This is a genomic window from Pseudaminobacter soli (ex Li et al. 2025) (assembly GCF_029892515.1).
Lineage (GTDB): Bacteria > Pseudomonadota > Alphaproteobacteria > Rhizobiales > Rhizobiaceae > Pseudaminobacter > Pseudaminobacter soli_A.
In genome coordinates this window covers 131,139-153,760 of the sequence record NZ_JARXVF010000006.1, presented here as the reverse complement: position 1 = coordinate 153,760, position 22,622 = coordinate 131,139, and the positions used below count along the sequence as shown (strand labels likewise).

General features: G+C 60.8%; 18 protein-coding genes. 13 read left to right on the top strand and 5 right to left on the bottom strand.

What is annotated here, in order from left to right; all coding sequences use genetic code 11:
- Window positions 1-44: 44 nt before the first annotated feature.
- Entirely contained in the window at window positions 45-1,523 is a 1,479-nt protein-coding gene (locus M2281_RS22205) for a VpsF family polysaccharide biosynthesis protein (RefSeq protein WP_280823363.1), read from the bottom strand.
- Between the two features lie 63 nt (window positions 1,524-1,586).
- Between M2281_RS22205 and M2281_RS22200 the strand changes: the two genes are divergently transcribed.
- Entirely contained in the window at window positions 1,587-2,993 is a 1,407-nt protein-coding gene (locus M2281_RS22200; RefSeq protein WP_342394283.1) for an oligosaccharide flippase family protein, read from the top strand.
- Between the two features lie 67 nt (window positions 2,994-3,060).
- Here the strand turns inward: M2281_RS22200 and M2281_RS22195 are convergent, their stop codons facing one another.
- Window positions 3,061-4,143, bottom strand: coding sequence for an acyltransferase family protein (locus M2281_RS22195; protein WP_280823361.1), 1,083 nt, complete (start codon window positions 4,141-4,143; stop codon window positions 3,061-3,063).
- Between the two features lie 269 nt (window positions 4,144-4,412).
- Between M2281_RS22195 and M2281_RS22190 the strand changes: the two genes are divergently transcribed.
- Entirely contained in the window at window positions 4,413-5,888 is a 1,476-nt protein-coding gene (locus tag M2281_RS22190) for a VpsF family polysaccharide biosynthesis protein (protein ID WP_280823360.1), read from the top strand.
- 149 nt (window positions 5,889-6,037) lie between these two features.
- Here the strand turns inward: M2281_RS22190 and M2281_RS22185 are convergent, their stop codons facing one another.
- Together M2281_RS22185 and M2281_RS22180 are read right to left on the bottom strand one after the other, a co-directional pair.
- Window positions 6,038-8,017: an acyltransferase family protein gene (locus tag M2281_RS22185; protein WP_280823359.1), complete on the bottom strand. Its 1,980-nt coding sequence runs from the start codon at window positions 8,015-8,017 to the stop codon at window positions 6,038-6,040.
- A 270-nt stretch (window positions 8,018-8,287) separates the two neighbouring features.
- Entirely contained in the window at window positions 8,288-9,394 is a 1,107-nt protein-coding gene (locus M2281_RS22180) for an acyltransferase family protein (protein WP_280823358.1), read from the bottom strand.
- A gap of 280 nt (window positions 9,395-9,674) precedes the next feature.
- Between M2281_RS22180 and M2281_RS22175 the strand changes: the two genes are divergently transcribed.
- The 10 genes from M2281_RS22175 (at window position 9,675) to M2281_RS22130 (ending at window position 21,365) form a co-directional block, all read left to right on the top strand.
- Window positions 9,675-11,168, top strand: coding sequence for a glucosamine inositolphosphorylceramide transferase family protein (locus M2281_RS22175; RefSeq protein ID WP_280823357.1), 1,494 nt, complete (start codon window positions 9,675-9,677; stop codon window positions 11,166-11,168).
- A 188-nt stretch (window positions 11,169-11,356) separates the two neighbouring features.
- Window positions 11,357-12,550, top strand: a complete 1,194-nt coding sequence (locus M2281_RS22170; RefSeq protein ID WP_280823356.1) for a GNAT family N-acetyltransferase — start codon at window positions 11,357-11,359, stop codon at window positions 12,548-12,550.
- Window positions 12,551-12,557: 7 nt separating this feature from the next.
- The gene (locus tag M2281_RS22165; protein ID WP_280823355.1) at window positions 12,558-13,895 is read left to right on the top strand and encodes a glycosyltransferase; all 1,338 of its coding nucleotides are present in this window, start codon (window positions 12,558-12,560) and stop codon (window positions 13,893-13,895) included.
- A gap of 11 nt (window positions 13,896-13,906) precedes the next feature.
- Window positions 13,907-14,101, top strand: a complete 195-nt coding sequence (locus M2281_RS22160) for a hypothetical protein (protein ID WP_280823354.1) — start codon at window positions 13,907-13,909, stop codon at window positions 14,099-14,101.
- A 21-nt stretch (window positions 14,102-14,122) separates the two neighbouring features.
- Window positions 14,123-15,754 carry an amidohydrolase gene (locus M2281_RS22155; protein WP_280823353.1) on the top strand — a complete coding sequence of 544 codons (1,632 nt, stop codon included), beginning with the start codon at window positions 14,123-14,125 and terminating at the stop codon, window positions 15,752-15,754.
- A gap of 121 nt (window positions 15,755-15,875) precedes the next feature.
- Window positions 15,876-17,474: an ABC transporter substrate-binding protein gene (locus M2281_RS22150; RefSeq protein ID WP_280823352.1), complete on the top strand. Its 1,599-nt coding sequence runs from the start codon at window positions 15,876-15,878 to the stop codon at window positions 17,472-17,474.
- Window positions 17,475-17,661: 187 nt separating this feature from the next.
- Window positions 17,662-18,597, top strand: coding sequence for an ABC transporter permease (locus tag M2281_RS22145; protein ID WP_280823351.1), 936 nt, complete (start codon window positions 17,662-17,664; stop codon window positions 18,595-18,597).
- Window positions 18,598-18,602: 5 nt separating this feature from the next.
- Window positions 18,603-19,424 (top strand): ABC transporter permease, encoded by an 822-nt coding sequence (locus M2281_RS22140; protein ID WP_280823350.1) that lies wholly within the window; start codon window positions 18,603-18,605, stop codon window positions 19,422-19,424.
- Window positions 19,421-20,404 carry an ABC transporter ATP-binding protein gene (locus M2281_RS22135; protein WP_280823349.1) on the top strand — a complete coding sequence of 328 codons (984 nt, stop codon included), beginning with the start codon at window positions 19,421-19,423 and terminating at the stop codon, window positions 20,402-20,404. The genes M2281_RS22140 and M2281_RS22135 overlap by 4 nt, the downstream gene beginning before the upstream one ends.
- Window positions 20,397-21,365 (top strand): ATP-binding cassette domain-containing protein, encoded by a 969-nt coding sequence (locus tag M2281_RS22130; RefSeq protein WP_280823348.1) that lies wholly within the window; start codon window positions 20,397-20,399, stop codon window positions 21,363-21,365. The genes M2281_RS22135 and M2281_RS22130 overlap by 8 nt, the downstream gene beginning before the upstream one ends.
- A 39-nt stretch (window positions 21,366-21,404) precedes the next feature.
- On the opposite strand, the gene M2281_RS22125 is transcribed toward M2281_RS22130, so the two are convergent.
- Window positions 21,405-22,016 (bottom strand): helix-turn-helix domain-containing protein, encoded by a 612-nt coding sequence (locus tag M2281_RS22125; protein WP_280823347.1) that lies wholly within the window; start codon window positions 22,014-22,016, stop codon window positions 21,405-21,407.
- 240 nt (window positions 22,017-22,256) lie between these two features.
- On the opposite strand from M2281_RS22125, the gene M2281_RS22120 reads away from it, so the two are divergent.
- The gene (locus M2281_RS22120; RefSeq protein ID WP_280823346.1) at window positions 22,257-22,610 is read left to right on the top strand and encodes a cupin domain-containing protein; all 354 of its coding nucleotides are present in this window, start codon (window positions 22,257-22,259) and stop codon (window positions 22,608-22,610) included.
- Window positions 22,611-22,622: the final 12 nt, after the last annotated feature.

The window sequence follows — 22,622 nt, the reverse complement described above, 5'->3', positions numbered from 1 at the left end:
ATTTCGGCTGCAAGCAAATCCATTGTTGCATATTCCTGAGCGATTCAGGCCTCGCCTGTCACCGGCGTAGTGGCGAAACCTGGGGGCCTGACCTGCGGCTGATCACCGTTCAGGCGCGCTTCTTTGATGGTCGGAAGACGGGCGCCGCCCGCAACTATAGGCGGCGGTCCGCGACCGATGCGGGACAGCACGTCATTGGTCGAATCCGGCCGCATGGCGGGCAAGCCATCCGCCCCCTCCCCAGCGACCAGAGCGAGGATTAGCACCGTCGGGATGGTGAGCATGGTGGTCTTGCCGCTGATGCCGACGGTGGTGGAAATAATCAGGAAGACAAAGAGCAGCGGCAGGATGGCGCCTCGCCCGCCGGCGCGCAGCATGTCGACGAACCAGCCTGCGATGCCGAACCACAGCACCGCCGACATGACGATGCCATAGCTCACGAGGTGGCCGACCCAGGAATTCTCGATACCTTCGGTCAAGCCGTTCCATCGCACATTTGTGTCAAGGACGAGGCTGGTCTGCCCGACCAGGAATTCGCGCAAGCCGAAGTCGCGGAACAGGCTGAACAACTGAATGCGGCTCTGAGCGCTGCTTTTATCGTGTATGAAACGATTGAGAAAATTGTCGAACAGCCCCATCTGGAACATCGCCGTCACCGCGACGACGCCGAGCGGGGCAAGCACCAGAACCGCCAGCAGCATCCGGACACTGACTGCCCCGCCGCGTAGAAAGCGCAGCGCCTTCAGACCCATGACCGCCGCCGCCACTGCATAGACGACCGTGAAAGAGGTCCGCGAACCGATAAACGGCATGGTCACCATGCAAAGTAGCAGGATCGGCAGCCGCCAGCGTTGGCTCAGCCCCCGCACGTCGCGAACGGTAATCAGGATGACGGCATAGACACCGGTGATCAGGGCTCCGATCAGCGGATGGCCGAAAAGCGCCGTGGCCCGATATTCCCATGTCTGTTGGAGGCCGTTAAGAACGAAGGGGAACAGGCGCCAACCGGACAATCCTTCGACGATCGCCAGGAAGCAGTTGAGCACCATGATGATGTGCACCGCGCGGGCGATGCTCAGCCGCGTGCGCTCGCCGGCATCCGCGAACAGCATAACGATCAGCGCCGCGGCCATCAGCGTATCGATCAGAAAGGAAGCGGGCTGGTCGTTCTTGTAGCGGGAGATAAACACCCAAAGCAGGATGCAGGCGGCAAGCAGAAAGACCGAGCCCAATGACCGAAAGAGTAGATTGATCAGATAGCCGACCGGATTGCGGTTGGCGATCACGGCAAGGCCAAGCGCCAACGAAAACAGGTAAGTGGCCGGATGAATCTTGGAGACGATCGAGCCTCCGATGGAATTGTAAGGGAGTCCGAAGAATTCCAGGGCAAAGTTGGACAACGACAGCAGCGCCACCACGCCAGCCAGGAGCAACAGGTCGACGATGCTGCGGTCCGGCCTGTACGGCAAGTTCGGGATGCTGGCTGCCGCGGGCCCTTCGTCAATCCCCGATCTTGCCACCATCGTCATTCCACGCACAAGCTATCGCCCCTGGGGCCAATCCTAACTCATTGATCTTTCCAATGAATGAAACGCCCGGTAATCGTCGACTCACACATAACTGCTAAGCAGTCACCGGAACGACCCTACCAGCAGGAGCGAGAATTGATGCGGTCCCTCAGGACAAGGATCTCCCAATCGGCTGACCTTCGCGTCTTTAGCCTCGGGCTGATTTGGTCAATCCTCGGCACTGTGGCCGTCCGGCTGACGCCGATGATCACGACCATCCTGATCTCGCACTGGTTCGGCATCGAATCCGTCGGTAGGTTCGGTGTCACCTACAGCACTCTGGTCTCGGCCACCTTCCTCGCCTCCACCGGCGTCAACCTCATGGCCACGCGCAACATTGCCGCATACGCTGCGACCGATCCGGGCACTGCGGGGCGCCTGGCAGGCATGGCCCTGCTTCTAGTGGCGGGTGCCAGCGCTCTTATCGCCTTGGCAATCTTCCTTTTCTCCGACGCGATCGCCGGCCGGCTCCTGAAGCAGCCGGAACTGGCGTTCTATCTCAAGGTCATCTCGCCGATCGTTGTTGTCAGCGCGCTGAACAACGTGCAGGTCGCCATTCTTAACGGCCTGCAGCAATTCAAAACCATTGCGCGACTCAACATGATCATGGGTGGCCTGATGATCGCGTCGGTGCCGATCGGGCTCTATTTCCACGGCCTGACGGGCAGCTTTGCGGCGCTAGGCTGCGCCTATCTCGCGGGCAGCCTGATCACTGCCCCGGCTATGCTTCGCACATTGAAGGCGCGCGGCATTCCGCTCGCGTTTCGCGGAGCGCTGTCGCAATGGCCGATGATAACGCGCTACGCCATACCTGCGCTACTGGCGAGCCTTCTTTACGAGCCGGTGAGCTGGATCTGCACGACGATCGTGGTCGGCAACCCTGACGGCCTTCAGCAGGTCGGCCTCTACTTCATCGCCATGCAGCTCGAGACCCTGCTTCTGTTCGCACCGCAGATCGTGGTGCAGGTGACAATTCCGATGCTGTCAACCGGATTCGGTGAACACAACCGCCGTCGAGTGCTCAACGTGCTCGGCATGGGCATCGGTACCAACATCGTCATCGCCATCGGATTCGTCGTGGTCATGATGTTATTCGGCGACTGGTTCCTGCTCCTGTTTAAACTCGATCCCGCGCAGCACTGGCCGATCTTCATGATCGTCGTGTTCGCCTCGGCCATGATTGCGGGAGCCCTGCCGTTGGGACAGGTGCCGGTATCGTCAGGCTATATGTGGACCGGGCTTTCGATCACCGCCGGTTGGGCGGCGACCTTCATCATCGGCACCTGGTTTCTGCAGGATCACGGCGCCTACGGCATGATCATTGCGCGTGCTATCGCCTGGGGCTTGCAGACCCTGGTCTATATCGGCTTCACACGGTTTGCGATCGGCCGAACACGGTCCGTGTCGCTGCCACAGCCTGCCTGACCAGGTAGGCTGCACCACCAACGCTCAGCTCTAGCCAACCACATTCATCTCGCGACCCAACGGCGAGTTAGGTTCTTTCGGCGGCGCCCGCGACAGCTCCGGCGAATGTTGTCCCGACTGCCTTTCGCTTGCCATTCAGTGCGCGAAGTAAAGGCTTTTCGATCATCTTGTGGATTATTATGCCGGCTACGCAGGCCGCCACGATACTGACCGCAGCAATCAGCATGACTGTCATTGCTCCACCCGTGCCAATAATGCGCTTGGCCAAATAAGTCACGGCGCCGATCACGAAGATATGTGACAGGTAGACGGCGTAGGATGCGTCGCCGAGCTGTTCGAGCAGGCTCCAGCGCTTGAGTTTCGTTTCCAGCACCAGGCCAAGCAGAAGCAGAGCGGCGGCCCAGGCGACCTGGCCGCCGAAGCGGATCTGGCTAATCAAGCCCGTATTATTGTATACAAGTGCGAGCGCGAGCGCGGCGCCTGAAGCCGCAACAAGTCCGAGCGCCCAGATGTGCCATCTGTCAGCTGTAAAGTCGCCGTTCAAAGAGAGCCAGCCAATCCATGTGCCGGCAGCGAAGGCCAGCGGCGAGGTGCTTAGATAAAACTGGAGGACGGGGTCGGTGGGTGCGATCAGCAGTCCTGCCAGCCATGTTGCGACGAAGAATGCGGTAAGGAGAACCAGGCGAGAGGTTGCGGACAGGAAAGCAAGTATCGCGAAGACGACATAGAAATATGCTTCGCTGTTGAGCGTCCAGCCGAGTGAAAGAAGCGGGCTCGCGCTGCCAGTTTCAGGCGCTTCGTGGACGATGAACAGAAGCGACTGAAGGAAGTGCGGCCAGGTGAAAACAGTATTCTTGAACAGGCTCGGCGCCAGAGCCGCCAACAAAGCGGCGAAGCTTGTAAACAGCCAGTAGAGCGGCACGATGCGAATGGCTCTGCGCTTGAGAAAAGTGGAGGCCGAAAAAGACGCAGCGCCGGAAATATAGACCATTATGAAGCCGCTGATGACGAAGAACAATATGACGCCAGAACGACCTGAGAGTCCAACGAATGGGTTACCGTCGCCGATCTGATAGGAAAACGCGTGCGTTACCAGAACCAATATTGCGGCACAGGCGCGGAGGTACTGGACGGAATAAAGCTTCTCCACATTGTTCTCCTAAACGATGACTTTTTGTTTCAAGCTGGCGCTGCGCAATCAACTAACAGACAAGCTTATCTGCAGGGAATCTATTGGATCCTGAGCCGCGAATTGGAACACGAGCCAAGCTAGTCATCAGGTCTCGTCCCCGCCAATGGAACGCTCCCGTGATTTGTCTAGCAGGAATGTGTGAGTCGACGATTACCGCGCGCTTCATTCATTGGAAAGATCAATGAGTTAGGGTTGGCCAGGGGCGATGGCTTGTGCGTGGGATGACGATGGCGGCGAGATCGGGGATTGACGAGAGGCCGGCGGCAGCCGGCATCTCGAGCCTGCCGCCCAGAACGGGCCGCGGCATCGTCGATCTGTTGCTCTTGGCCGGCGTGGTGGCGCTGCTGTCGTTGTCCAATTTTGCCCTGGAATTCTTCGGGATCCCCTACAATTCAGTCGGAGGCTCGGTCGTCTCCAAGATCCATCCAGCCACCTATTTGTTTTCTTTGGCGCTTGGCCTTGCTGTGATCGCCAATCGCAATCCGGTCGGCTATCTGATCGATCTTCTCTTTCGGTGCATGGGCTCGGTCTTTCTGCTTGCCGCCTGCATCCTGCTTTGGGTGTTCATCTCCCGCTACAAGGCCGATCAGCCCGCTTCCTTTCTCATCGATACGCTGATGGCCGCGGCGCTGATCTTTATGCTGTTTGCGGATGCCGGCGAGCGCACGCGGCTGAGCATCGCCCGTGCGGTGCATATCATCATGGTGCTCAACTGCTTCCTGGCGATCGTCGAAGGATTGTCCGGTTGGCGCCTGTTCCCCTTCGTTCTTGGCGACCGCGAACAGACGTGGGAGTTTCGGGCGACCGCACTTTTTGGCCACCCGCTGATCGGAGCCCTCATCACCGGTGTTTATGCCGTCATCCTGATCACCGTTCGCGACGTGCGCGGGCTGAGCCAACGCTGGCGGCTGCCGATCCTACTGGTTTGCATGGTGACCATGCCGTTCATCGGTTCGCGGACCTCTTTCACGGTCGTCTATGCAGTGGCGGCGGTGGTCATGGGTCTGAATGTGCTGCGCTTTCTTTGTGGCCGGGCCGTCAGTGTCCGGATGCTGCTGGCGGTTCTGGTGCTTGCCCCGCTCGGCGTCGTCGCGGTGACGGCGATGTTCCAGATGGGGCTGTTCGACAATTTCCTCAATCGCTTCCTGAATGACAAAAGCAGCGCTCAGAGCCGCATTCAGTTGTTCAGCCTGTTTCGCGGCCTCGGCTTACGCGAGTTCCTGGTCGGGCAGACCAAACTGGGCCTTGAGACAAATGTGCGATGGAACGGCTTGACCGAGGGCATTGAAAATTCCTGGGTCGGCCATCTCGTGCGCTATGGCATCGTCATGTCGACGGTGTTGTGGTTCGGCGTCGCAGGCTGGTTCGTCGACATGCTGCGCGCGAGCGGGCGAGGCGCCATCCTGCCGCTGCTCTTTGTCTTCCTGATTATTTCCACCACCGTCGGCATCAGCGGCAAGACCACCATGCTCACCATTCCAACGGTGTTGATCTTGGCTCTGGTCACAAGGGCGAAAACGGACGACTTGCCAGCCATGCGGCCGGATCCGGCCAATGACGTGCTACCCCGCACCGGCAGCGGAACGCCGCTTGCAGGCGCAGGCGGCGTCCCCCCGACAACGACAGCCGCACTGGTCGCCCGACGTGACGCATCCGTCGCAGGCGAGCGGCAAGAGCAGCGAGATGGGCATCAACATGGTTGATGATAAGTACCGAGCCGACCCCGACGCATCTCGGAAAATGGGAACCGGTTGCGGGATATACGCCGGATAGTAAGAACCTAAAGTGTTGCACCATCGCCCACGGAGGTCGTTTTGCGATTTACCTCCGCCAGTCCGGACTCGGGCCGCTCCTAGCGGATGAACGGGTCGAGGAAATTGCCAACGGCAGCAGTATAGTTCGAGCGCAGATGCGAGGCGTCCTTGTAGAGGGAAACGCCGTCGCGTGCAGCCGAACAGGTCGTGCCTTGGCAAAGCAGTCGCGCAAGGTCGATAACACTTGCTCCACGGCCGGCCAGCATCTCCAGACCCTTATCAATGGGTTGAGATTGGGCCATGATCGCCGCGAAATCAAAGGTCCAGTCGGCAGCAAGGGCATTCCCTGCGAAAACGCGCCGGCGCAGTTCGGCGGGAACGTTGAAGCCCGGATACGGGCCGGTCGTCAGCACCACAACGGTCTTGCCGAGTGCGCGCAATTCCTCGATCTCGCTGGCAAGGCTGTCGAGCGCAGCCTTCAGGCCGGGTTCGGTGCCAGTCGAAAGGCAGTGCCCATCCTTGCCGCAGATCATCGAGTTCGCTCTGTCCTTCGTAAAGTAAGAGGTCCACATTCCCGCCAAGATGACTGTTCGGTAGCGGTCACTGCGCGCCTGTTCCATCTCTCGTTGGTGGAAGGAAGCGCAGCCGAAGCCGGGCTGTTTCCTCTCCAGTCCGGCGATGGGCGGACAGCCTCCCATGGTGATGAAGACCACGGCATGGTCGGTGAGCTTCGGCTCGAGTTCGGCGACGCGCGCATACCACATCTGGGCGAACGAATCGCCAATCACCAGCACGTCCTCGTGTTCCGATGCGCTGCCTACCGTGCAAGGCCTCAGTGCCGTTCCGAAGGTTGTGGTTCCGCCGCAACGGTTCAAGGGAAAGCGGTAGTCGGCAGTAGCGGCGAGGCTGTCCTCGTAGATAGCCGCTACCGCTTCGTTTCGTTGCGGAAGGCCGTGTTCGATCATGATGACTGCGCAGGCAGCGGACACCGCCAGCGCGGGGCAAGCCAACACGGCCACCAAACCGACACGGGCACGACGGCTTGGGCCTGCAGTTCCCTTCAGCAAGGTACGGCAAGGCTGCTCGACAAAACTGTAGGACGCCCAGCCGGCAAGGAGCGAAAGTGCGAAGGCGGTCGGGGCGACCGCTGCCGCCGACACGCCAAAATAGGCGATCGCCGCGACCAGCGGCCAGTGCCAGAGATAGATCGAGTACGACCACGTCCCGACCCACTGGAAGGGCGCAAACGCGAGGACCGAGCGCGGCGTACGGGCGGCCAGAACCAGCATGGTCCCCGCAACAGGCAGAAGTGCCGCATATGAGGGCCAAGGGGTTTCCTCGGAGAACAGGAACAGGCCCGAAAGGATTATGGCGACGCCAGCGATCTCCAAGATTCCAGCCGCGCGTGGCGCCCACCAAGCCGCCCGCCGTGGCCACAGGGCGACGAGGCCTCCGGCCAACATCTCCCACGCCCTTGGAGGCAGCATATAAAAGCCTGCCGACACAATCTGCCCGTTGGCGAAGACCGTGCCCGCCACGACCGAAAGCGCCAGCGATAGGATGAAACCCACCAGCAGCAGGCCGTACCGGGCGGTGCGGTGTGGAAGCAGCGGGAAGGCGACAGCCAGGACGATCGGATAGATTAGGTAGAACTGCCATTCGACTGAAAGCGACCAAGTGTGCAAGAACCACATGGTGTCGGCCGGAGCCCCGAAATAGCCGGCTTCTTTCCAGAACACGATGTTTGAAAAGAAGAGCAGCGCCGAGATGCCGTCGCGCGCGATGCCCTCAAGAGCGCCGGGCTCGACAAAGACCAGTCCAAAAAACAGCGTGGCGGCGACCAACGCAAGAAGGGCGGGGTAGAGCCGGACGAGCCGCGCCCGGTAGAAGCCGAGAATGGAGAAGCTGCGCTTTTCCAGTCCCGACGCGATGATCCCAGTCATCAAGAAACCGGAGATGACGAAGAAGATATCGACGCCGATGAAGCCGGCATCGAAACCGGGCGCACCAAAATGGAACAGCAGCACAAGAAGCACGGCAACCGCACGCAGGCCGTTAATGTCCTTGCGAAATTCCATGTCTGTCTCCGTTCCCGTCAGGGTGTTGGCTCTACAACCCAACAAGCAAGTAATGCAACGGGACGGTAGAGAATTGCTGAAGCCGAGGATTTGCGATTGGGTCGCGTCAGATGCGATCCGACCCTCCAATTGCTCCCCGCGGACTAGTCCCTAACAAGGCTCGTCAAGGCGCCCAGACCGCAGCTTGCGCCACCGGTCCCAAGGTCATCGGGCGATGATGGCGACAAGCGGCGGCGCCGAAGTAGCGCACGCCATAGAGGGGCCTTGCCTTCAGCTCGCCTTTTGCTGGACGAGGGGAAATTCCGATCTGCCGGCTAGCCGATTTCGGAAGAATTCGACCAGAGGACGCTCCACCAGCAGGTGGAGGATGCAGCCACAGGCAACCGTGCCGACGAATACGGATATATAAAAGAGCTTCGGCGGTACCGGCATGTGAGCCGTCAGCCCCATCATGATCTTGGCCAGTAGGCCAAGAAAGGCAATATGGGTCAGATAGATCGAATAGGATGCATCGCCGATCAGGTTGAGAAGCCGAACTTTGGACGGCCATTGTCCATCGGACTCAAGAGCCGCGGCGCCGGCGATGATTAGCCCGAAAGCGACGGCGTAGGCGATCTGTAGACGACTGTAGAGCATACCCCCCGCTTCGAGCGCATAGATTGCGATCAGCAGCGCAAGACCAACAACGAACGCGCATTTGACGACAATCGGCCTGCCGTGCGTCCAGCCATAGAAGGCCAGTATACCGACGAGAAAATTGAGGTTGAGCGGCGAGAGATAGGTGGTTCTCGGCGTCCAGTCGGCATAGTCGGGATATTCGCGCAGCAGCAGGCAGCCAAGCATCCAGAGCGCGAAGGCCGCCATGCCGGAGCGCCTGCTGACGATGAAAAGGGCGAAGACGAGATAGAAGGCCATTTCGTGGACGAGGGTCCAAGCGGGCGCGATGGGAAACACGAAATTGTCGAGGCGGATGAGGGATACGGTCGAAATCCAGTGGCCGGCCGTATCCGGCAGCGTGGCAGCTGTTCCGAAACCTATTGCCACCAATACGCAGAAGATGCCGACATAAACCCAGTAAACCGGGAACAGCCGCACGAAGCGGCGCATTAGGTAGTTGCGTAGGCGATCAGGGCGGCCGATATCGCGACCATGGGCGAAGGCGATGATGAAACCAGAAAGCACAAAGAAGAAATCGACACCAAGATTGCCGCGCCGGGTGAAGTCGGCAAAGATTTCTTGACCCAGATAGCGCGGCAGCGTCAGCATTATCGTCAGATGGAAGGCGACGACGGCCATTGCCGCAAAACCCCTTGATTGCTGCAATGAACACAGTTGCGTCTGGCCGCGCACTAACCACCCTCCTGTTTGGGTATCCATCCGTCCGAAGGGCGCAAATCTAGATTAACAGCGGCTAACTTCCTCTTAACGAATGGGTAGCGGCGCTCTCAACGAGATTGCAGGATTCGCGAAGGCAGCTATTGCCCTATCTGATTCATCCCGAAAATCCCTTTAGCAGAATCCATAATTATGTGTTGTTTCGCATCAGGCGCGGATCGCCACGCGAACTGCGTCTGTCTCCACCGTCACCTTTAAAAGGGCCTTAGCAATTGCGCGCTACTGTGTGGGAGAGGCAGAAGGCGGTGTTGACGGTTTTCCAATGAGTGCGATTGATGTTCTGGTGCCCGCAAATGCGGTGTGCCGCCTGCATGCTGTCGTAGCTGACCGCCTTCGGGAAAACGGCCACGATGTTGCGCTGGTAGGTGTCGATACGCCCGCAATATCGCCGACGCTGAAGAATATCCTCCAAATGGAGCGCACAGTGCTTCGTGTTCGGTTGAACAGCCTGCTCGACACGCTGCAGGCCCCGATCTTGTCGCCAGCACGGCCGGATGCTGCATTGCGCCTGGATCTGAGCGGAGGCGATCAGCAATTTGCTTCGCCCGTGCTGGCGCCCAGTTTCCACGGCTGCCCCTCGCTTTCCAACGCAGCCAGGCTGCTGATGCTCGGACAGCTGCCCGACGTCGACATCCTGCTTGATGGCGTCAACCCTGTTGCCCATGCCGCGCCCATGGTGGATAGCCGTCTATCGATCGTTCGTGGGATCGAAGACGTTTTGGCGCGCATGGTCACCCTGCTGGTGGATACGGCCCAGCGTTACCTGAACGATGAACCCGCTGGACGAGTGTCTGTCGGACGGCCCTCCGAGGGCGAACGCCCGACGAGTGGCCAAATGGTCAGTGCCTATATGCTCTCGGTGGTGCCACGACAGGTTACCGGCGTGGTCAAGAGGCTCGCCTTCAACCTGCATCGCTGGAATGTCAGCTATCGGTTTCACAAGGGCAGGAGGGTAGCCGATACCGGGCTGCTGGCGGGCGAGGCCTGGATCACCCTGCCTGACGATGGCAGTCGCTTCTACGCTGATCCGTTCCCGTTCGAATGGCAGGGGCGGCATTTTATCTTCGTGGAAGATTTTCGCCACGGTGGCGACAAGGCCGTGATCTCGATGGCCGAAGTGTTCGGCGACGGCACGGCGACGGTGCCGCGTTGCGTTCTGGAAGAGCCCTATCACCTGTCCTATCCGCAGGTCTTCAGCCATGATGGCGAGATCTGGATGCTGCCCGAGGGCGGAGCGGGCGGCAATCTGGTGCTCTATCGTGCGGGATCCTTTCCGGACCGGTGGGAAAGGCATGAAGTGCTGATTTCCGAACGCGAGTTGTATGACGCTACCGTGCTGGAGCATGGCGACCGGCTGTGGCTGTTCGCCACCCAGCGCGACGGCTATGGCAGCGCCTCCGATACGCTTGTTGTGTTCCATGCCAAGTCGCTGCAGGGGCCGTGGGTGCCGCATCCGGCCAATCCGATCAGGATAGATCGGGCTGCTGCCAGGCCCGGGGGACGTTTCGTGCGCGTGGGCGATCGGATCGTGTTGCCGTTGCAGGACGGTACCGACGAATATGGTGGTGCGCTCGGCCTTGCCGATGTCGTCGAACTTGACGAGACGAAGGTGCGGCTGACCGTTCCAGTCCCGATCCTGTCGCCGGACAAGTCGACCTATCCTAAGATCCACACACTCAACAGTTCAGAGCACCTCGAGGTGATCGACTGCATCTCCCCGGTGCTACGCGGCGGTCTGCGTAGAGCACGACGATGATGTTCCCAGAGACTGGCACGCGCAACCTTCGTGCCGCGTCTTCGAGGCAAACTCTCGTGTGGAAGCAATCCGTTTGCCGTCTTGACAAATTTCGGGCGATGACTGCCTCGGTTGCTCCTCGGTGAGGACGCAAGATTGAACCAACTTGACCCGTTGCATCCAGCACCGGTTTCAGGAAGCATGGAATAATGACGTCGCCGCTGAATTCAATCTCCAGCCCAACGGCAGCACAGTCTGCTCCATTCGACGTGGAGATGGTCACCACACCGTCGGCTATCGAGGGCGAATGGCGCCAACTCGAAGCGACCGGATACGGAACCATCTTCCAGCGTTACGACTGGGTCGACGCTTACGTCCGACACGTCTTGCCGCACGAGAAGGCCTGGCCTGCGATTGTGCTGGGCAAGCTTCACGGTCGCCCAGCCTTCATCTTGCCGCTCGCGATTTCAAGGGTCGGACCAGCACGCGTGGCAAAATGGATCGGCGGCAATCATTCCGGCTACAATTTCGGCCTCTGGAGTGCTGAGGCGGTCGCGGCTATGTCTTCCATGAAGCGTAGTGAGGTCGAAAGGATGCTTGCACACGCGCTGAGCGATGCCGATTGCGCAGTGCTTGTGAGAATGCCCAGAATCCTTGACGGCGTGGTCCAGCCGCTCGCCAGCTTGCCCCGAAGCCCATCGGCCACGGAGGGCTATGCGTTCGACATTGCCGGCGGATTCGAAGCAGTGTTGGAAAAAACCAATGGCGCTGGGCGCAGGCGTGGAGTCCGCACCAAAGAGCGCCGAATGGCCAAGGTGGGCACCCTGCATTATGGGGCGTCGGAGGACCTTACGCAGGCCAGCGCCGCCCTCGATTTCTTCTTCGAACAAAAGGCGCTGAGGCTTACTGAGCAAGGCAAACTCAACAGCTTTGCCGAGCCGGGCGTGCTGGATTTCTTCCGCGAACTACTTGAGCGCTCTCTGACCATGGACGAACCGCTGCTGGAAATGACGGAACTTTCCGTCGACGGCAAGTTACGGGCTGTGCGCGCCGCGGGAATATATCGTGGCCGCCTGAACGGCTATTTCATGACCTTTGCCAAGGACGAACTCGTCTCCCAGAGCCCCGGCCACGTGCTTCTGTTTAAGCACATCGAGGAGTGTTGCGAGCGCGGCATCACCACTTACGATCTTGGCGTCGGCTACGAAGAGTACAAGACGCACTGGTGCGACATCATCCACGAATTGGATGACGCATACGCTGCCTTCACGCCTCTCGGGTCGGCCATGATCGCAACGATCCGGCTTGGCCAGGCGGTGAAGGCGCGCATGCGCCAAAACAAGTTCTTATGGCAACGTCTGAAGACAGCGCAGGCGTATCTGTTGCGCCGTCCTTCCGAGTGAGGTTTCGATGAAAGGCTTGGCCGCAAAGGCATCCGAAACGAATTCGGGCCAGATCCCATCGCAAGGGGCGCTGGCCGGCGTCCGCATGCTGTTTGTCGCGCCTGACGATTACCCAGCCTTCCGCGTCGACCTCGTCGAGTTGTTTTCCAATCATCTGGTCGGTCGCGGGCTCAAGATCGACTGGAGCCTGCGCCCATTCGAAGATGGTCCGGCGCGTGTCGACGAACGCGGTGCCGAGCGGTTCTACGTCGCACATCGCCAAATGAACGGAAAACTCGGCTCGCTTCGCTACAGGGTGGCAGAGAACTGGCTTCGGCTGAAGCTGGCATGGCGGGCAGCGCGAGGCGACTATGATCTGATCCAAGTGCGCGACCAACCGCTGTGGGCGATAACGTATGGCCTTGCGGGCAAGATCTCCGGAACGCCATGCCTGTTCTGGATGAGCTATCCCGTCCTTGAGGGACGGCTACGCGATGCCCTCGAAAATCTGATTCCCATGAGCTGGCCCGCTCGGCTGGTGCGCATCGCCTATGCAGTCACCGGCAACTTCCTGTTTCACAAGGTGGCGCTGCCGCTCAGCAGTCATGTCATCGTGCAGTCAGAGCGGATGCGCGAGCGCGTCGGCTTTCGCGGCATACGGATGGAGAAGATGACCCCGATACCCATGGGGGTGTCGACCGAGCGCTACAACGCTGCCTCAATCCGGCCAGTGGACGACCCCCGGGTGGCCGGCAAGAAGTGCATGGCCTATTTGTGCGCCAATGTCGTCAGCATCTTGACCTATCTGACCTTCGATGCGTTGGCCGAGCTGGTCGCCGAGGGTCATGATGCCGTTCTGGTGCTCATTGGCGCGGTGCCCGACTTCGAGCGCGACAAACTGAACGCGCGGTTGGAAGAACTTGGTCTGTCCGATCGCGTGATCTTCACCGGGCGGCTGCCCTTGGCTGAGGCGCTGGGCTGGGTGAAGCGGGCGGATGTGTGTCTTTCACCGTTCATGATGGACGCTGCCCAGCAGGTCGCGACGCCGACCAAGCTGGTCGAATATCTGGCCATGGGGCGTCCGGTAGTCGGTACTGTGCACTACGACCAGAACGAGGTGATCCACGGCAGCGGCACCGGCTTCGTCACCGCATATTCGGGCGAGGCCATGGCGGAAGGCGTCGCACGCCTGTTCGACGATCCCGAAAAGGCGGAAGCCATGGGGGCAAAGGGGCCGGCATGGGTTAAAGCCAACCGGGACTATGCCCGCCTCGCCGACGCGGTGGAACGAATCTATGTGGACCTGCTAGGCAAGCAACGGGCCTCTGAGCTCGACAGCGGCGAACTTACCCAGGCGACCAGCTGACCAAGGACACGATGGATTCAGCGAGGGCGTCGGACGTGTTGCCGACGGCGCTTGAGGCCTGCCCGATCGCCAGGAAATCGGGCGATCTCAAAACACTCGTCTTTGATGAAGGCTATCATCGCAAAAAATTTTTCGTGTGGTTTGGGCAATTCAACCACTTGATTGCATGTTGTTATGATGGAAGGCTGCCTCCTGACGCGGCGTGAGCTCAGGGAGGGGACTGCTGAATGTCAGCAGGGCAGTTTTTGCAGGCCGATACGATTCTGCACAATGGCACAATCTGGTGCGGCTACGACGAGGGCGTGGTCGAGGCACTGGCGATCTGGCAGGGCAAGGTGCTTGCCGCCGGATCGAAGGATGAAATCCTCAAATTCAAGGGCGGCGACACCCGCCTGATCGATCTCGGCGGCAGGTTCGCTACGCCGGGCCTCAACGATGCGCATTTGCATCTCATCTCAGTCGGCTTGACGCTTGGCTGGCTCGACGCCACGCCGCAGAAGGCACCGACACTGGACAGCCTGCTACGGCAGATCAAGGAACAGGCGGCCTCGGTTCCGCCCGGGAGCTGGATCCTTGCACGTGGCTATGACCAGACCAAGCTCGACATCGGCCGCCACCCACACAAATCGGAACTGGACGCGGCCGCGCCCGACCATCCGGTCATGCTAGTACGCGCCTGCGGCCATGTTTCCATCTTCAATACGCCGGCTTTCGAACTTGCCGGCGTCAACGAGAGCACACCGGTGCCCGAAGGCGGGCTGATCGAGCAGAAGAATGGCGTGCTGACCGGCATGGTTGCCGAAAACGCGCAAGGGCTGATCCGCAAGGCGATCCCGCAGCCCACCACCGAACAGATGATCGACGCCATCGAGGCGGCCGGTAACATGCTGCTGTCCTATGGCATCACCAGCGTCATGGATGCGGCGGTCGGCCATGTCGGCGGCTTCGACGAGATCAGGGCCTATAATCTCGCCAAGCTGAATGGCCGGTTGCCGGTGCGCACATGGCTGGTGCTGCTGGGCGATCCGGGCACGTCGATCGTGCCGCAATGCTACGAGGCGGGGCTGGTGTCCGGCGTCGGCGACGACATGCTGAAGGTCGGCGCGGTGAAGATATTCCTGGACGGTTCGGCCGGCGGCCGTACCGCCTGGATGAGCAAGCCCTATCTTGGCGATGACGGGACGACGGGCGTGCAGATCCTCACCGATGAGCATCTGGAAGAGTTGGTTATGGATGCCCATGCGAAGGGCTACCAGCTTGCCTGCCACGCCATCGGCGACGCGGCAATCGGCCAGCTCATCACCGCCTACGAGAAGGCGCTGGCGGCGATGCCAGATCCCGACCGTCGCCACCGTATCGAGCATTGCGGCTTTTCCACTGACGAGCAGCATAGGCGCATGCAGAAGGCGGGCATCTATCCCTGCCCGCAACAGGTATTCATCTACGATTTCGGCGACGCCTACCTCTCGGTGCTGGGCGAGGAGAGGGCGCTGTCGAGCTATCCGCTCAGCACCTGGAAAGAGCTCGGCTTCAAGCCAGCCACGGGCAGCGACTCGCCTGTCTGCCATCCCAATCCGTTCCCAAACATCTTCAGCATGGTGACGCGCGAGACCTGGAAGGGCACGGTGATGGACGCGCGCGAGCGCGTCTCCATGGAGGAGGCACTGCAGGTCTATACCGAATATGGCGCCTTCTCGCAGAAGCTGGAGCATGTGAAGGGCAAGCTGGTGCCGGGGCAGGCGGCCGACATCGCCGTGTTCTCGCGCAACATGCTGACGGCGAAGCCGGAAGAGATATTGAACGATACGCAGTGCGTGATGACGCTACGCGGCGGCGAGGTGGTTTTCGAAAGACAATAGCGACAGGGCCGAAAGGGCCGCACGGATTGCTGGGCATCGAAGGGAGAACGATGCGCAGCATGGGACGAGAGGATCGCGCGCCAGCAGAAGCTGCCCGCGTGAAGAAAACAAAGGAGGGAACATGATCAAGAAACTTGCAATAATCTCGACGCTTGCGGCGTCTCTGCTTGCCGGGGCCGCGTCCTTCGCGACGGCCGATGAGCCACGTCCCGGCGGCGCCATCAACTTCGTCGCGCCCTATGGCTCCAGCTTCTCGTCGCTTGATATCCACGCCTCCGCCCAGGTTCAGGACGAGTTCTGGGCCAAGGCCATCCACCGCTCGCTCTACGATTGGGACGCCAACGAGAGCAAGCCCGTGCTGGGACTGGCAACCGACGTTTCGGTTTCGGACGACAAGCTGACCTACACCTACAAGCTGCGTCAGGATGCCTATTTCCACGACGGCAAGCAGATGACGGCCGACGACATCATCTACAGCTACACCCGCATCATGGATCCGGGTAAGGGCTACCCGGCAGCGCAGTACATCAGCAACATCAAGGGCGCGACCGAATATAACGAAGGCAAGGCCAAGGATATTTCCGGCCTCAAGAAAATCGACGATTTCACCCTGGCGATCACGCTGACCGCTCCGATCGATCCGGGCTATCAGCTCATGCCCAACTACACCGCCATCTATCCGGCCGGCGCGGCGGAGAAGCCGGACTTCTTCACCCATCCGGTGGGCCTCGGGCCCTACAAATTCTCTGAATATGTGCCGGGTTCGCGCCTTACCGTCGTGAAGAACGACAAATATTACGACAAGGGCAAGCCCTACGCCGACAAGATCAACATCATGATCATGGGCGACGCCTCGGCGCGCGACGTGGCCTTCCGCAACAAGGAAGTCGACGTTTCCGTTCTCGGGCCCGCGCAATATGTCGCCTACAAGTCCGATCCGGAACTGGCGAAGAACATCATGGAGGTGGCCGAAGTCTATACGCGCACGGTCGGCTTCAACCCCGACTTCAAGCCGTTCCAGGATAAGCGGGTGCGCCAGGCGATCAACTATGCGATCGATTCCGACCTGATCATCAAGCGGCTGGCCAAGGACAAGGCCTATCGCGCCTCCGGCTGGCTGCCGGTGTCGTCGCCTGCCTATGACAAGGACGCCAAGCCCTATCCGTACGACCCGGAGAAGGCCAAGGCGCTCCTGGCCGAGGCTGGCTATCCGGACGGCTTCGAGTTCGAGCTGACGGCCACCCAGAACGAAAGCTGGGGCCTGACCATCGTCGAAGCCATCATCCCGATGCTCGACAAGGTCGGCATCAAGGTGAAAGCCAAGCCGGTGGAAAGCTCGGTTCTGTCCGAAGCGGTGCCGGGGGGCGATTTCCAGGCCTATATGTGGTCGCAGGAAAGCGGGCCGGATTCGCTCACCGCGCTTCGCTGCTTCTATTCCAAGACGCCGCAGGCCTCTTGCAACTACACGAAGTTCAACAATCCGGACTACGACAAGCTGATCGACGCGGCCCGTCAGGCCGCGACCGAAGACGAGAAGAACGACCTGCTGCGCAAGGCCAACAACCTGCTGCAGGAAGAGGCGCCAGTTTGGTTCTTCAACTACAACAAGGCGGTCATGGCCTATCAGCCCTGGCTGCATGGCGTGCAGCCCAACGCCATGGAGATGGCGATCCAGTCCTACGAAAAGCTCTGGGTCGATGACACCGCGCCGACCCGGTAGGCCCGGCTGAAATGGCGGAGCCGGCAAGATCGTTTGCCGGCTTTCGCTGCCTCGCGCGGTAGCGCCTCCTCGGGGCGCGGCCGATCAGGGCGCCGCCGGCGTCCATGAAACCCCGATGCACGGCCAGGGCTTTCCGGTTCACCGCCGGACGCCCGCCCGCTGCATCGCAGGTGGGGAGAACATACCGGTGCTACGTTTCGTCCTGCGCCGCCTTCTGCAGATGATCCCGACCATAGTCGCGGTGGCGCTGCTGATATTCGTCATTTTCAGCATCGTGCCCGGCAGCATCGCTTCCAGCATGTTTGCCGACGGCCGTGGCACCAGCGACCCCAAGGTGGTTGAGAAAATCAAGCAGGAGTTCGGCCTGGACCGGCCGGTCTATGTGCGCTTCGGCGACTATATCTGGCAGCTTGCCCATTTCGACCTCGGCACGTCCTTCCGCACCCGCCAGCCGGTGGTCGATATGATCGGCGAGCGCTTGTGGCCGACGCTCAAGCTAGCCTTCGCGGCCATGTGCATCGCGGTCATGATCGGGGTGCCGCTGGGCTTCATCGCCGCGCTCAAGCCGGGCAGCATCCTTGACAGCCTTACCATGGTGGGCGCGATATCGGGGCTGTCGCTGCCGCAGTTCTGGCTCGGCCTTTTGGCGATGTATCTGTTTGCCATGACGCTCGGCTGGCTGCCGAGCTTCGGCTATGGCGACGGGGGCCTGCGCAATATTATCCTTCCGGCGCTGACATTGGGTGTCGCGCCGCTGGCGCTGCTTGCGCGCACCACGCGGGCGGCGGTGCTGGAGGTGATGAGCGCCGACTTCATCCGCACCGCCCGCTCCAAGGGCATGAACAGCTTCAGGCTCGTGAAGTGGCACCTGGTGCGCAACGCGCTGGTGCTGGTCATCACCACCATCGGCCTGCAGTTCGGCTCGATGATGGGTCAGGCGGTGGTGGTGGAAAAGCTGTTTTCGTGGCCGGGACTGGGCTCGTTGCTGATCGACAGCGTGAGCTTGCGCGACATTCCTGTGGTGCAGGGCAGCATCCTGGTGCTGGTGCTGTGCTTCCTCCTCGTCAACACGGTGGTCGATGTCCTCTACGCGGTCATCGACCCGCGCATCAGCCACGGGTGAGTGCTATGGGCTTGAGACTGAACCTCGTGATAGGCGGCGTGCTCTGTGTCCTCATCATCGGCGCGGCGATCCTCGCGCCGTGGCTGGCGCATTTCAACCCGATCATGGATGCCGACCTGATGAATGCCGAACTGCCGCCTGACGGACAGTTCTGGTTCGGCACCGATTCGCAAGGGCGCGACGTGTTCACGCGCATCCTTTACGGCGCGCAGGTGTCGCTCACCGTCGGCATCGGCTCGCAGATGATCAACACCATGATCGGCCTCGCGCTTGGCATTTCGGCCGGCTATTTCGGCGGCTGGTGGGACGATCTGGTCAACGGCCTGACCAATCTGATGCTCTCCATCCCCTCGCTGATCTTCGCCCTGGCGATCATGGCTATTCTCGGCCCCGGCCTCGCCAGCCTGCTCATTGCGCTCGGCCTGACCAACTGGTCCTGGACCTGCCGCATCGCCCGCAGCTCGACGCTGTCCTTGAAGAGCCAGGGCTACGTGCAGGCGGCCAAGACGCTGGGCTATGGCGACGGCCGCATCATGGCGACCCAGATCCTGCCCAACATGATCGGCCCTGTGCTGGTCATCGCCACGCTCGGCATGGGTGACGCGATCCTGGCGGAAGCAGCACTTTCCTATCTTGGCCTCGGCATTCGCCCGCCGCAGCCGAGCTGGGGCAATATGCTGACCGACGCGCGCGAGCTCATCGTCATCGCGCCCTGGGCGGCGATCTTCCCCGGCATCGCCATCTTCCTCACCGTTCTTGGGCTCAATCTTTTCGGCGACGGCCTGCGTGACTGGCTCGACCCGCATATGAGGACGCGTAAGGCATGAGCGGGACGGACACACTTCTGGAGGTGAAGGACCTCCGTATCGACATCGTCGCCGGCGGCAGCCGGCATAACGCGGTTGAGAACGTCTCCTTCTCAATCGGCCGGGGCGAAACATTCGGGCTGGTCGGCGAATCCGGCTGCGGCAAGAGCATTACGGCGCTTGCCATGATCGGCCTGCTCAAGCGGCCGCTTGCCATTTCCGGCGGTTCGATCTGCTTCAAGGGCCAGGACCTGCTGGAGCTCTCGGCGCGCGAGATGCGCAGGCTCATGGGCAATCGCATCGCCATGATCTTCCAGGAGCCGATGACCGCGCTCAATCCGCTCTCGCCGGTGGGGAGGCAGATCGCGGAAATGTTCGTGCTGCATCAGGGCGCGACCTGGCACGAGGCTGAGAAGAAGGCCGTCGAGGCGCTGGCGAGCGTGCAAGTGCCGGCGCCCGACCAGCGGGTGAAGAACTACCCGCACCAGATGTCGGGCGGCATGCGCCAGCGCGTCATGATCGCCATCGCGCTCGCCTGCAATCCGGACCTTCTGATCGCCGACGAACCAACCACGGCACTCGACGTCACAGTGCAGGCCGAGATCCTGAAGTTGATGCAGGAGCTTTGCGACGCACGCGGCACGGCCGTGCTGATGATCAGCCACGACCTCGGCGTGATCGCCAAGATGTGCCGGCGGGTCGGCGTCATGTATGCCGGGCACATGGCCGAGGAGCGGCCTGTGGCAGATGTGTTCCGCACCCCTGCGCATCCCTACACCAAGGGGTTGCTCAGCTCTCTGCCGCGCCTCGGCTCGCGGGGAAGCCATGGGCGCAAACGCCTGCAGGAAATCGAGGGCGTGGTGCCGTCCATCGCCGATTTTCCGGCCGGCTGCCGTTTCGAGCCGCGCTGCGGGCATGCCACCGCCATTTGCGTGAACCAGAAACCGGCGGAGGTCGATCTCGGCAATGATGGCTTCGTGAGGTGCTTCCACCATGAATGATCGTCCGGAACCGCTGCTGCGGGTCGAAGACCTCAGCGTTCATTTCCCGGTGCAGAGCGGCGTGTTCAGCCATTCACGCAAGCTGCTTCGGGCGGTCAACAATGTCAGCCTGACGCTTCAGAAGGGCGAGTGCCTGTCGGTGGTGGGTGAGTCGGGCTGCGGCAAGTCCACGCTGGCGCTGTCCATAGTCGGCCTGCAGGCGCCGACCTCCGGTACGATCTGTTTCGAGGGCAGGCCGATCACCGGCGAGGCGCAGCCATCGCGCCTGGAGCGGGCGCGCATGGCGCAGATCGTGTTCCAAGACCCCTATGCCTCGCTCAATCCGCGCCAGACCGTGTTCACTTCGCTGGCAGCACCGCTACACCTGCACGGCATCGAGGCTAGCGAGGTGGAACAGCGCGTGGAGGAGATGATGCGCCTGGTAGGCCTCAAGCCCGACCAGGCCAGGCGCTTTCCGCACGAATTTTCCGGTGGCCAGCGCCAGCGTATCGGCATTGCCCGCGCGCTGGTGCTCAATCCGAAGGTGGTGGTGCTGGACGAGCCGGTCTCGGCGCTCGACGTGTCGATCCGCGCGCAGATCATCAATCTGTTGCTGGAACTGAAGGAGCGGTTGGAACTCTCCTACATTATGATCAGTCACGACCTCAGCGTGGTCGAGCACATGAGCGACCGCGTGGCGGTGATGTATTTCGGCCAGATCGTCGAGACGGGGCCGTGGAACAGCATCTTTGACAATCCGACGCATCCCTATACACGGCGGCTGATCGGCGCGATCCCCGACCCCTTTGCCGAGCTTGCCGGCACGAGCCTGGTCAACCAAGCGAGTGCACCCCCGCCGCCTGCGGGCTACGACTTCTATCCGAAGGAATTCGGCAAACACGACGTCTACAGCCTGCCGCCGCCCTCGCAGCTTGTCGCGATAAACGGTGACCACAGCGTCCGGCTGATGCCCGCACACTAAGGGGTTTAGCCGGGGGAGCCGTCCCGGCAGTATCTTCGGTCAGAAACTCGGTGGGCTTATAGCCCAAATGATTATCGCTTCGCGCGAGCCGGGATTGCGGTAGCGATGTGGCTCGCCTGAGGAATAGGAGCAACTGTCGCCTTCATAGAGATGAAAGTGGCGCTCGCCGACCCACATCTCGAGCTCGCCCGAGACGACGAAGCCGACACCATCGCCGTCATGCGTATAGCTTTCGGCGCTCTCCGTACCCGGTGGCAGGCGGGAATAGATCATCTCCACCTGCAGGCTCATCTTCGGCGTCACAAGCTCGTCGATGATGCCATGTTCATACTGGAGATTCAGGCGGTTGCCGCGCCGCACGACATAGCCGTGTTCATCCTGAGGCACCGGTGACGCGCCGGCGAAGAACCATTGCACAGTCACGCCAAGGCTCTTTGCGATGCTCACAAGGGCCGGGATGGATGGATAGGCGAGATTGCGCTCGATCTGGCTTATGTAGCCGATCGAGAGGTTGCAGGCTTCCGCCAATTGGGCGAGCGTCAACTTCCGTCGTTTGCGCAGGCCGCGAATCCGCTCGCCTAGAACCAGATCCTCGCCAGCGGCTTCGGTTTCCAGTTCAGGTTCCGGTTGGTCCTTAGCGGATATGGTCACTTTCGATATCGCTCCGGGCTGATGGCCGGCCTTGATGTGCTGTCGGTTCTTGTTGCTGATCGGGGACCACTTCGCAAGAGAGGAGGCGGGAAAATCCACTTTTCACCGCCCGACCAAGGCTCCTCCGGAAACTCAAAATTAGCAACCGATTTTGGGATGACTAAAAAAATCGCTCGCATTTTTACTTCGGACAAAATAATGAGGGGTCCACTTTGATGGTTCGGGACGGGAGGAAGCCGAATGACCAACGTTGTGCATTTCAAGAAGTCCGATCGGGCTTTCGAGGCTTACGGAGACGACCCAGCGCGCGCGACGATCTCCCGCCTGGTCGGCCCCGAACTCAGCAAAACCATGGGCGCCGGCATTGCGCGCTTCGACAATTGTTCCATCTCCTGGACCGTTCTCTATGACGAACTGATCGTCACGCTCGAGGGCAAATTCCGTCTGCGGGTTGGCGAGCAGGTTTTCGACACCGTGCCGGGCGACGTGCTCTGGGTGCCGAAGGGAACCGCACTGGCCTACGAGGGCGAAGGCGCGACCGTCTTCTACGCTCTCGATCCCGTCGATTGGCGGACACGCGAGATCAAGGCCTGAAGGCATTTGAAC

Coding starts and splice junctions, on each gene's coding strand:
- M2281_RS22130 (WP_280823348.1), top strand. CDS start 20,397: ATGAATGATCGTCCGGAACCGCTGCTGCGGGTCGAAGACCTCAGCGTT.
- M2281_RS22155 (WP_280823353.1), top strand. CDS start 14,123: ATGTCAGCAGGGCAGTTTTTGCAGGCCGATACGATTCTGCACAATGGC.
- M2281_RS22150 (WP_280823352.1), top strand. CDS start 15,876: ATGATCAAGAAACTTGCAATAATCTCGACGCTTGCGGCGTCTCTGCTT.
- M2281_RS22200 (WP_342394283.1), top strand. CDS start 1,587: ATGAAACGCCCGGTAATCGTCGACTCACACATAACTGCTAAGCAGTCA.
- M2281_RS22175 (WP_280823357.1), top strand. CDS start 9,675: ATGAGTGCGATTGATGTTCTGGTGCCCGCAAATGCGGTGTGCCGCCTG.
- M2281_RS22205 (WP_280823363.1), bottom strand. CDS start 1,523: ATGGTGGCAAGATCGGGGATTGACGAAGGGCCCGCGGCAGCCAGCATC.
- M2281_RS22135 (WP_280823349.1), top strand. CDS start 19,421: ATGAGCGGGACGGACACACTTCTGGAGGTGAAGGACCTCCGTATCGAC.
- M2281_RS22120 (WP_280823346.1), top strand. CDS start 22,257: ATGACCAACGTTGTGCATTTCAAGAAGTCCGATCGGGCTTTCGAGGCT.
- M2281_RS22170 (WP_280823356.1), top strand. CDS start 11,357: ATGACGTCGCCGCTGAATTCAATCTCCAGCCCAACGGCAGCACAGTCT.
- M2281_RS22180 (WP_280823358.1), bottom strand. CDS start 9,394: ATGGATACCCAAACAGGAGGGTGGTTAGTGCGCGGCCAGACGCAACTG.
- M2281_RS22190 (WP_280823360.1), top strand. CDS start 4,413: ATGGCGGCGAGATCGGGGATTGACGAGAGGCCGGCGGCAGCCGGCATC.
- M2281_RS22140 (WP_280823350.1), top strand. CDS start 18,603: ATGGGCTTGAGACTGAACCTCGTGATAGGCGGCGTGCTCTGTGTCCTC.
- M2281_RS22185 (WP_280823359.1), bottom strand. CDS start 8,017: ATGGAATTTCGCAAGGACATTAACGGCCTGCGTGCGGTTGCCGTGCTT.
- M2281_RS22165 (WP_280823355.1), top strand. CDS start 12,558: ATGAAAGGCTTGGCCGCAAAGGCATCCGAAACGAATTCGGGCCAGATC.
- M2281_RS22160 (WP_280823354.1), top strand. CDS start 13,907: ATGGATTCAGCGAGGGCGTCGGACGTGTTGCCGACGGCGCTTGAGGCC.